Source organism: Sulfitobacter sp. 1A15258 (genome assembly GCF_043557045.1).
Lineage (GTDB): Bacteria > Pseudomonadota > Alphaproteobacteria > Rhodobacterales > Rhodobacteraceae > Sulfitobacter > Sulfitobacter faviae.
In genome coordinates this window covers 1-7493 of record NZ_JBIFFK010000020.1, presented here as the reverse complement: position 1 = coordinate 7493, position 7493 = coordinate 1, and the positions used below count along the sequence as shown (strand labels likewise).

Sequence of the window (7493 nt, the reverse complement as noted above, 5' to 3'; positions counted from 1 at the left end):
GCCACAAACTGTCCGCCCCTGCCTATCGACAATCTCGCTCAGATGCTCACAGCATTTGGGACGACATCACATGTGTGTTGATGGCCGCTTGACAAGGGCGGTGTGGCTCCTTTTCAGCAAGATCCGATAAGTTGACGATGCCCATGCTGCGCCTGTCGACGGGCGATCTGGCCGCGCGGATCATTGCAGAGCAGGGCAACCCACAGCATGACGTGATCTGGGGTTTTGCCGCTTCGACCATCGTGAACCCAGAGATCGAAAAGACCCTTGAGCCCTATGTGCCAAAAGGTATCGAAGGCATCCCGGCGGCCTTTAAATCGGCAGACGACAAATGGTTCGCTGTAACCGGCTATATGGCGGCCTTTTGCGTGAATAATGAACGTCTGAAGGACAAGGGTCTTGAGATGCCGACCTCTTGGGCCGATCTGACCGATCCCGCCTTCAAGGGTGAAGTGGTTATGCCGAACCCAGCGTCCTCTGGCACCGGCTATATTCAGATTAGTTCGATCCTTCAGATGATGGGCGAAGAAGATGGTTGGGCGCTTTTGGACGATCTCGATGAGAATGTCGCGCAATATATCAAATCCGGCTCCAAGCCCTGTCACGCAGCATCGGCGGGCGAATATATCGTCGGCGCATCCTATGACATGCGTGCGATCAAGAACATCGCCGAAGGCTACCCCATCACGATGGTGATCCCTTCCGAAGGGTCCGGTAACGAGTTGGAGGCCAACGCGCTGGTCGCAAGCTCGGACAACAAGGAAGACGCGAAGCGGTTCCTCGATTGGACGATCACCCCCGAAGCGGCCACCGCCTATGGCAAATGGAAAGCGATCGTGACCATGCCGGGGGGTGAGAAGCCACAGCAATTCCTTGATGCGGGCTTGCCGGAAGACACTTCTGACGTTTTGCACCCCACGGATTTCAAAGCGGCTGCTGACGACCGCACGGCGATTATCGAAGAATGGCAGAAGCGCTACGAGAACTGATGGCTTTGCCCTCGGCCTAAGAACTCTTCGGGCCGAGACCGCCCCTGACCGATCCAAGGTCGGGGGCGTTATTTTCTTATAGACCAAAAGGCGATCCATGGATCTCGACGTTAAGAGTATTACCAAACGATATGGCCATGTCACCGCGTTGAGCGATCTGTCGCTGACCATTCCCGCGGGCAGCCTGACTTGTTTTCTTGGCCCTTCGGGCTGCGGGAAAACCACCCTGCTGCGGGTCATCGCTGGGTTGGAGACTGCAGAGGAAGGCCAGATTCTTCTGGGTGAGGATGACCTGTCAGACACGCCACCGTCTGAGCGCAACTTTGGCGTTGTGTTCCAATCCTATTCGCTTTTTCCGAACCTGACCGCCCGGCGCAATGTGCAATATGGGCTTGAGTGTCGCGGCTGGAGCCGGGGACGGCGCCGGGCGCGGGCGGAGGAGATGCTTGACCTTGTCTATCTGCGCGATCAGGCCGACAAACTGCCCGAACAGATGTCGGGCGGGCAACAGCAGCGTATCGCCATTGCGCGAGCGCTAGCGCCAGAACCTTCCCTTTTGCTGCTGGATGAACCGCTCTCTGCACTCGACGCAAAAGTCCGCGCCGAGCTGCGCAGTGAAATCCGCAGCATCCAGCAGAAATTCGGCATCACCACAATCATGGTCACCCATGACCAGAACGAAGCGCTTGAGATGGCCGATCAGATCGTCGTCCTGCGCGATGGGCAGATCGAACAGGTAGGCGCGCCGCGTGATCTTTATGCGCATCCGCAGACCCGTTTCGTGGCGGATTTTATCGGCGCGATCAACTTGCTCGACATCAGTGCCAATGCAGAAGGCACAGCGCAGTTCGGAACGCAAGAACTGCGCATCGAAGGGCCGCTCAATGGGGCCACGACGCTCGGTCTGCGGCCTGAGGCCATCACCCTGAGCGACCATCCGACAGGGGCCGAAAACAGCTTGGCCTGCACGGTGACGAACACCCGTTTCATGGGCAATCTTCAGCATGTCGAACTGCGCCCGAATGACGCGCCGGATCAACTGCTTCAGGTGGAAATGAACGGGTTGGCTCAGACACCTGTGCCGGGCGACCAACTTCTGGCCAATTTCCCGGCTGATGCGCTTTTGGTGCTGCGCTAATGGCTGATGTTATGGCCCCCCCGCGTCGCCGTTTGCCGAAGATGGGCGACACCACGATCTCGCTCAGCCTCTCGGTCCTCGTCATTCTGGCATTGGCAGTGTTTTTCGTCGTCCCGGTCATTGCCATCCTATGGCGGAGCTTTGACACGGGCGCCGGGTTTGGGCTTGGCAACTATGTTGCGGCACTGAGCGATCCACGCATATGGGAGCTTGTGATCAACAGCCTCACCGTCTCAGGGCTCTCCGCCATTTGCGCGGTGACGCTTGCCTATTTTTACGCCTATGCGCTGCAACGCACGAACGTTGTCTGGAAATCCGCGCTGCGCATGGTGGTTATGCTACCGCTGTTTGCGCCCTCCTTGATCCAGGCGCAGGGGCTGATCTTTCTCCTGGGACGCAACGGGATCTTTAACCGGTTTTTAGGCTTCGATATTGAAATCTACGGTTTCTGGGGCGTCGCGATTGCCAATACGCTTTATACTTTCCCCTATGCCTTCCTGATCCTCTCCGCGGCGCTCGCCGTCGCGGATGCTCGGCTTTATGAAGGGGCCATCGTGATGGGCGCGCGGCCTTTCAAGATATTTCGCACGGTGACGCTGACCTCCACCAAGTTCGGGATTGCCGCGGCGCTTTTCGTCGCCTTCTCCCTCTCGATCACCGATTTCGGCAATGCCATCGTGATCGGAGGCAACTTTGATGTTCTGGCGACGGAGATTTACAGCAAGGTAATCGGGCAGGCCCAGTTTCACCTTGGCGCGGTGATCGGGGTTATCCTGCTGGTTCCGGCCGCCCTCTCCAAGCTGATCGTCGAGCGGATTTCCAAGAAGCAGCACTCTCAGGTGACCGACAAATCGGTCGCACTTCAAATCCGCCCGAACCGCAAGCGGGATTGGATGTTTGGCACCTATGCGGGGCTGATTGTCGTGGTCTTTCTGTCGGTCCCGTTGATCGTGGTCTTTGCCAGTCTGGTCAAACTCTGGCCCTATAATATGAGCTTCACATTGCAGCATTACCGCTTTGACGTGCAAAACGGCACGGCGCCTTTGTGGAACTCGATCGGCGTGGCCATGGCGACTGCGTTTTTCGGGGTGATCGCGGTCTTTGCGGCGTCGATTGTGACGCTCAAATTCCGCACGCCGCTCAGCGTGCCGATCTCCTTCCTCGCGACCTTGCCAGCCTCGATCCCCGGCATGGTACTGGGGCTGGGCTATGTGCTGGCGTTCAACAGTCTTTCGAACCCGCTGAACTTCCTGTACGGGACCTTCCCGCTGATTATCCTGCTCTATATCTACTACAACCATGCGCAGGGCTACCTGATCACCGCCACCAGTCTCAAACAGATCAGCAGCACCTTTGACGAAGCCTCAACCATGCTGGGTGGCAGCGCGTTCCGCACTTTGTTCAAGGTGACCTTGCCGTTGCTTTGGCCCACGTTGCTCGGTGTTGGCGTGTTCTTCTTTATGCGCGCGATGGTGTCGCTGTCGGCGGTGATCTTCCTCATCACCCCCCAAACGCAGGTTGCTGCGGTTTCGGTCCTGCAATTGGCCGACCGCGGCGCGACCAACCAAGCGGCGGCCTTTTCTGTCTGCATCATGGGCATTGTGATCTTGATGCTGCTGCTCGTGCGCGCGGTGCTTTGGGCTGCCGGGGCGCGCGGCGTTACTCTCATTCGATAAGGCGATGCACTCATGACGATCAAGGCGATCCTTTTTGATAAGGACGGTACTTTGCTGGATTACCACGCCACCTGGACCGAGGTGAACCTCAAGGCCGCGACCACAGCGGCGCGGGGCGATGCCGATCTGGCCAGAAAGTTGCTCATATTAGCCGACGCCGATCCTGAGACCGGCCGCGCCGAAGCCGGAGGGCTTTTCGCGGCGGGCAATTCTGCCGAGATTGCTGAGGCTTGGATCGCGCATGGGGTGGGCTGGAGCCGCGATGCCTTGGTTGCCTGTATCGACGAGATATTTACAGCCGCTATGCAAAATGCCGTGCCGATCCTTGGGGGCGCTGAGGTGATCAGATCGCTTTCGGCGCAGGGCTACGTCATGGGGGTCGCCAGCAGCGATAGCGTAGCGGCGATTAAGGTGTTTTTGGATCACGCCGGGCTGGCTGAAAATTTCGTCTTCATAGCCGGATACGACTCCGGCCACGGGCACAAGCCGGACCCCGCAGCTTTGTTGGCCTTTGCCGGCGAGCTGGGTCTGGCACCACATGAAGTGGCGATGGTGGGGGACAATATCCAAGATCTGCAACTCGGACGTGACAGCGGCGCGGGTCGGGTAATTGGCGTCCTAAGCGGTACTGGAACTGAGCAAGATCTCTCCCCGATGGCTACGGACATCCTACCAGATATCAGCCATCTTGGTCGTTTTCTATAAAGTTCATTTAGATGCCGGGCGCTCTGATAGGGGCCGTTGCATTAACCGTCGGAACGTCAAAGACATCGTAGCTCCAAGCCGACGAGTATGTGATGAGCCGGCATGGGATTGCCAACTTGTTTGCGGTGCGGCGCTTGGTTAGGCGGTAGGTATGAATATACCATCCTCGATGCAGCGCCTGAAAGGCTACCGTTTCCCTCGTGAGATCGTTGCATATGCCGTCTGGGTCTACCATCGCTTCGCGCTCAGCACGGCGGATGTCGAGGATCTTCTTGCCGAACGGGGTGTGATGGTCAGCCGGGAAACGATCCGGAAATGGGTGAAACGCTTTGGGCGCCACTTTGCCGATTGCATCAGGCGCGACAGACCGGCCGCGGTCGACAAATGGCACCTGGATGAGGTCGTCATCCCAATCAACGGCAGAAAATACTGGCTCTGGCGGGCGGTCGACGCGAACGGCGACGTGCTTGATATTCTCGTTCAGCCACAGCGCAACGCCAAGGCTGCAAGCCGTTTTCTGGCAAGGCTGATCGACCGGTTCGGTGCCCCCCGTGTCGTCATCACGGATAAGTTGCGCAGCTATTTCAAGCCGGTCCGAGACCTGGCACCGGGCGCAGATCATCGCGCGCACAAGGGATTGAACAACCGGATCTAAGGATCACACAGGCCAACACGAAAACGCGAGAAGTTGATGGGGCGGTTCAAATCGCCCCGACAGGCACAGAGATTTCTGGCAACACATGATCAGATCAACATCGTTTTTCGCCCACGACGCTATCAACTCTCCGCCATCTCATACCGCCACGCCAGGACCGATGCTTTCGACCTCTGGAGAGGCTATGCTGCCGAAATGACCGCCTGACAGGCAGAGGTCTCGCCCCTCTCAAATAGGCGAAAACAAGTTGGCAATCCCAGAACAGTCTATCAGATACCGCCGCGTTGCGTGCGCTTTTGTCAGAGACATCTGACAGCAACCTGCTTGCCGAGATGCTCGGGTTCGTCGCCGACCGCCTCATGGCGCTGGATGTCGACCAGCTCTGCGGTGCCAGTGCGCACGAGCGAAGCAGCGACCGCATGAACCATCGCAACGGATACCGGTCCCGAGCTTGGGAAACGCGTGCGGGAAGGGTCGACGTGAAGATCCCGAAGCTGCGCAAGGGCAGCTACCTGCCTGAGTTCCTTGAGCCCCGCCGGGCGGCCGAGAAAGCCATGACGGCTGTCATTCAAGAGGCCTATGTTCAGGGCCTGTCGACGCGCTCCGTGGATGATCTAGTCAAGGCCATGGGAATGACTGGCGTATCGAAGAGCCAAGTCTCGCGGCTCTGCGGCGAGATTGATGAACGCGTCGATGCATTCCTGAACCGCCCGCTGGAAGGCGATTGGCCCTATCTCTGGCTTGACGCGACTTACATCAAGGTCCGCCGTGGCGGTCGGATCGTCAGCGTCGCTGCCATAGTGGCAGTGGCGGTCAACATGGATGGACGCCGCGAGGTTCTGGGCATCGCTGTCCAGCCCAGTGAAGCCGAGGTCTCCTGGGACGAATTTCTGCGCTCTCTGGCCGATCGCGGGCTGCGCGGCATCCGCCTGATCATCGCCGACGATCATAAGGGGCTGAAGGCCGCCGCGGCAAAGGTGCTCGGTGCGACCGTCCAGCGCTGCCGCGTCCACTTCATGCGCAACGCACTTGCTTGCGTCGGAAAGAAGGACAAGCCAATCGTCACGGCGGCGCTCAGAACCGCCTTCGACCAAGACACGCTGGCCGCATCAAAGGAGCACTGGGCCAAGCTGATCGACGCGTTTGATCCGCGCCATCCTAAGCTCGCGGATTTAATGCGCCGTGCGGAGGATGACGTGCTGGCCTACAAGAGCTTCCCTCGCGAGCACTGGGTCAAAATCCACAGCACCAACCCGCTTGAACGCCTCAACAAGGAGATCAAGCGGCGGACCAACGTTGTCGGCATCTTTCCAAACGAGGCCGCAGTCACACGACTGGTCGGAGCCCTGATGCTGGAGCAAAATGATGAGTGGGCAATCACGCGGCGCTACATGACACTGGAAACCGTCGCCGCCATTTGCGACACTACCCCTATGGACCCGGCGACAATCGCCGCCCTGCAACTGTGGCCAAGCCATGGCCGAAGAACAAAGTTACACCATTCCTTGGGACACTATCCTTGAATGCGGGGGGTGTCTTCGTGTGCGTCCATAAGGACACTCGATAAACGATCTCACAGCTCAGCAGCCAGACGGCCCTCGGCGGAGGTTTACGAAAGATCGAGCGCAGGCCGATCTGCTCATCGAAGTTCTGAGCGAGGAAAGGCCTGGCGAACTTGTGGAGGCATACGAGGACGCGATCGGCCGCGGAGCGGCCTAGCACAACAGGATATCCGCTTCGCTGGACCTCATGCCCCAGGATCGCGAGCGGATCGACGACATCACCTGAAGCAGTGGTTGGGCGACCTACACGGTTTGCGGACATCCCCTTTGCCAATGATGAACGCGTGCCAAGCGGGCTGTGGGTTCATTGCTATCACTTATATACTCAGATAGCATTGGCTCGGTTCTATCTATTGATTTTATTCAAAATTTATGGGGGCTCATGCGGGCAGAAAAAGAATGACGGCTCATGCTATAAGCATTCACGAAGATTTTCCCCTCACTTGTCAGACCTGCCCAGCCCGTCATGATGGGATCTGCGCTGAAATCGACGATGACGAGCTACTGCGTATCGGTCGAATCAAGCGCTACCAGAAATGGGGTGCAGGTGAGACTATCGCAATAGAGGGAGGTAGCTTGCCTTTTGTTGGTTCTGTCGTGAAAGGTTCTGCGTGTCTCACGCGATCTCTTTCAGATGGACGCGTACAAATGGTGGGTATGCTGCTACCATCTGATTTTGTTGGGAAGCCTGGGGGAGTGTGCGTAATTTTGTGCCCTGACGCCTTTAGTTACGCCATGGGAAAGCGTTCTTCGAACATGATGGCGAGT

Annotated in this window: 5 protein-coding genes and 2 pseudogenes; all 7 read left to right on the top strand. The window is 58.0% G+C overall.

Translation table 11 applies throughout. The annotated features are described in order from the left end of the window. The first annotated feature begins 137 nt into the window (after nucleotides 1-137). Entirely contained in the window at nucleotides 138-989 is an 852-nt protein-coding gene (locus ACGYK9_RS18895) for an ABC transporter substrate-binding protein (protein WP_394415169.1), read from the top strand. A gap of 97 nt (nucleotides 990-1086) precedes the next feature. Then, entirely contained in the window at nucleotides 1087-2127 is a 1041-nt protein-coding gene (locus tag ACGYK9_RS18890; protein ID WP_394415166.1) for an ABC transporter ATP-binding protein, read from the top strand. An 11-nt stretch (nucleotides 2128-2138) separates the two neighbouring features. Then, nucleotides 2139-3803 carry an ABC transporter permease subunit gene (locus ACGYK9_RS18885; protein WP_394415163.1) on the top strand — a complete coding sequence of 555 codons (1665 nt, stop codon included), beginning with the start codon at nucleotides 2139-2141 and terminating at the stop codon, nucleotides 3801-3803. 12 nt (nucleotides 3804-3815) lie between these two features. After that, nucleotides 3816-4508 (top strand): HAD family hydrolase, encoded by a 693-nt coding sequence (locus ACGYK9_RS18880; RefSeq protein ID WP_394415160.1) that lies wholly within the window; start codon nucleotides 3816-3818, stop codon nucleotides 4506-4508. Nucleotides 4509-4659: 151 nt separating this feature from the next. Continuing rightward, nucleotides 4660-5370, top strand: a pseudogene (locus ACGYK9_RS18875) (IS6 family transposase). A gap of 65 nt (nucleotides 5371-5435) precedes the next feature. Beyond that, a pseudogene (locus ACGYK9_RS18870) lies at nucleotides 5436-6686 on the top strand (IS256 family transposase); the annotation flags it as partial. 438 nt (nucleotides 6687-7124) lie between these two features. Then, on the top strand, nucleotides 7125-7493 hold a 369-nt coding region (locus ACGYK9_RS18865), incomplete at its 3' end, for a cyclic nucleotide-binding domain-containing protein (protein ID WP_394415157.1).